Genomic DNA, 3,305 nt, shown 5'->3' with positions numbered 1-3,305 from the left:
TCACCCACCGGGCCGTCGTCGTCGGCGCGGACCGTACGGACCTGCCGGCGGCGCTCGACGCGCTCGCCCATGGCACTCCCGACGCCCGCGTGGTGCGCGGCACGGCCGCCGGCGCCGGGCGCCTGGCCTTCCTCTTCACCGGCCAGGGCGCCCAACGCGTCGGCATGGGCCGCGAACTGCATGCCGCCCACCCGGTGTTCGCCGAGGCCTTCGACGCCGTGTGCGCCCGGATCGACCCTCGTCTGGACCGGCCGATCGCCGAGGCCCTCGCCTCCGAGGAACTGCTCGGACGGACCGCCTACGCCCAGACCGCCCTGTTCGCCTTCGAGGTCGCCCTCTTCCGGCTCCTCGAACACTGGGGTCTGACCCCCGACCACCTGCTCGGCCACTCCATCGGCGAACTGGCCGCCGCGCACGCCGCCGACGTGCTCTCCCTCGACGACGCCTGCACCCTGGTGGCGGCCCGAGCCACCCTCATGGAGAGCCTCCCCGAGGGCGGCGCCATGCTCGCCGTAGAGATCGCCGAGGCCGACGTGCCCGCCCTCCTCGACGCCGTGGGCGCCACCGACCGGCTCGCCGTTGCGGCCGTCAACGGCCCCCGCGCCACCGTGCTGTCGGGCCCGGCCGACGCCGTCGACGCCACGGCGGCCCTGTGCGCCGAACGCGGGCTGCGGACCCGCCGCCTGAAGGTCAGCCACGCCTTCCACTCCCCGCTGACCGACCCCATGCTGGACCGCTTCCGCGCCGTCGCCGAAGGGCTCACCTTCCACGCGCCGCGCATCCCGGTCGTCTCCGACGTCACCGGCCTCCCGGCCACCGAGGAGCAGCTCCGCTCACCCGACTACTGGGTACGGCACGTCCGCGAGGCCGTCCGTTTCCACGACGGTGTCCGAACGCTCGGCGAACTCGGCACCGCCGCCTGCCTGGAGATCGGCCCGGGCGGCGCCCTGAGCGTGCTGGGCCGCGAGTGCCTGCCCGACCACGGCCCCGCCTTCGTCCCCTCCCTCCCGCACGGCCACCACGAACCCACCGCCCTGCTGACCGCCCTCGGGGACCTGCACGTCCGAGGCGTCACCGTCGACTGGACGGCCGTCCTCGCAGCCCACGGAACCCCGGGCGAAGACGCTCCCGAGGGCATCCACACCGAGCTGCTGCCGACCTACCCCTTCCAGCGCACCCGCTTCTGGCTCCCGGCCACCGCCGGCACCGGTGCCCCCCTGCTGGCCACCCCGCCGCCCGTCGGCACGGCGCCCGAAACCCCCGCGCCGGACCGCGCCTTCGACGTGGACCTGGTCCGGGCCGTCGCCGCCGCCGTCCTCGGCCACCCCACCCTCGGCGCCGTCCCGCCGGACCGCCCCTTCAAGGATCTGGGCTTCGACTCGCTCTCCGCCGTACGGTTCCGCGACCGGCTCGCCGAGGAGACCGGGCTGCCGCTGCCCCCGACCCTGGTCTTCGACCATCCCACCCCGGAAGCGGTCGTCGCCCACCTCAACGGCGAGCGCACCGGCCGGTCGGCCGCCGGCCGCAGGCGTGCGGTCCTGGACGAACCCCTCGCCGTCGTCGGCATGGCCTGTCGTTACCCCGGCGGCGTCACCACGCCCGAGGAGCTGTGGCACCTGGTCGCCGAGGGCCGGGACGCCGTCACCGCCTTCCCCCATGACCGTGCTTGGGACCCCGCCGCCCTCCGCCGGCTCGACGGCGGCACCCCCACCACCGGCGGGTTCCTCCACGACGCCGCCGAGTTCGACGCCGACTTCTTCGGCATCTCGCCGCGCGAGGCCCTCGCGATGGACCCGCAGCAGCGGCTGCTCCTGGAGACCTCCTGGGAGGCCCTCGAACGGACCGGCGTCGACCCGGTCTCCCTGCGCGGCAGCCGCACCGGCGTCTTCGCCGGCATCGCCGGGTCCGACTACGCCGAAGTCCTCACCGCCACCCCCGAGTCCGAGGGGCACGTCATGACCGGCACGGCGGGCAGCGTCGTCTCCGGCCGGGTGTCCTACGTCCTCGGTCTGGAGGGCCCGGCCGTCACCGTCGACACCGCCTGCTCCTCCTCCCTCGTCGCCCTGCACCTCGCGGGACAGGCCCTGCGGGCCGGGGAGTGCGACCTCGCCCTCGCGGGCGGTGTCACCGTCATGAACACCCTCGGCGGCTTCCTGGAGTTCGCCCGGCAGGGAGGTCTGGCCTCCGACGGCCGGTGCAAGGCGTTCGCGGAGTCGGCGGACGGCACCGGATGGGCCGAGGGCGCGGGCGTCCTCGTCCTGGAGCGACTGTCCGACGCCCGCCGCCACGGCCGCCGGGTGCTGGCCGTGGTGCGCGGCTCGGCCGTGAACCAGGACGGCGCGTCGAACGGCCTCACGGCGCCGAACGGCCCTTCCCAGCAACGGGTGATCCGGGACGCGCTGGCGAGCGCGGGACTCTCGCCGTCGGAGGTGGACGCGGTGGAGGCCCATGGCACGGGGACGCGACTGGGGGACCCCATCGAGGCGCAGGCCGTGCTGGCGACGTACGGACAGGAACGCGAACCCGAACGGCCGCTGTGGCTAGGCTCGTTGAAGTCCAACATCGGCCACAGCATGGCGGCGGCCGGTGTCGGCGGCGTGATCAAGACCGTGATGGCGCTGCGCGAGGGCGTCCTGCCGCGCACGCTGCACGTCGACGAACCGACCCGGCAGGTCGACTGGACCACCGACACCGTACGCCTTCTGACGGACGCCGTGCCCTGGCCGGAGACCGGACGCCCGCGCCGGGCGGGCGTCTCGTCGTTCGGGATGAGCGGCACCAACGCCCACGTCATCCTGGAACACACTCCCATCGAGCCCGTGCGCGCAGGCCAGAGCGGTGCGGACGGGCTCGCGGACGGGCTCGCCGGGGAGGACGGAGACAGGGACGTCGAGGAGGACGGCGTCAGGCCCCGCGTCCGCCCCTGGATCCTCTCCGCGCGCACCCCCGACGCCCTTCGCGCCCAGGCCGTCCGCCTCGCCGACCACCTCGACCGATCCGCCCCCGCCGACGCCACACCGGCCGCCGTCGGCAGCGCCCTGCTCGGCAGCCGCTCCCTCTTCGAGCACCGCGCCGTCGTCCTCGGCATCGACCGGGCCGAACTGCTGACCGGGGTACGAGCCCTGGCCGACGGCACAGCCACCGCCCCGAAGGTCATCACCGGCACGGCGGGTCCGACCGGGAGGGGCCCGGTGTTCGTGTTCCCGGGGCAGGGTTCGCAGTGGGCCGGTATGGCGGTGGAGTTGCTGGACACCTCGCCGGTGTTCGCGGAGCGGATGGCCGAGTGCGAGCGGGCGTTGTCGGCG

Annotated in this window: 1 protein-coding gene; it reads left to right on the top strand. The window is 75.1% G+C overall.

The genetic code is table 11. The features are described 5' to 3' along the window. Positions 1–3,305: beta-ketoacyl synthase N-terminal-like domain-containing protein (locus tag P1P70_RS42415; RefSeq protein ID WP_319247519.1), on the top strand; the 3,305-nt coding region annotated here is incomplete at both ends.

The organism is Streptomyces sp. MB09-02B, from assembly GCF_033794485.1.
In the GTDB taxonomy this organism is placed as follows: Bacteria; Actinomycetota; Actinomycetes; order Streptomycetales; family Streptomycetaceae; genus Streptomyces.
This window is presented reverse-complemented; position numbering and strand designations above follow the sequence as displayed.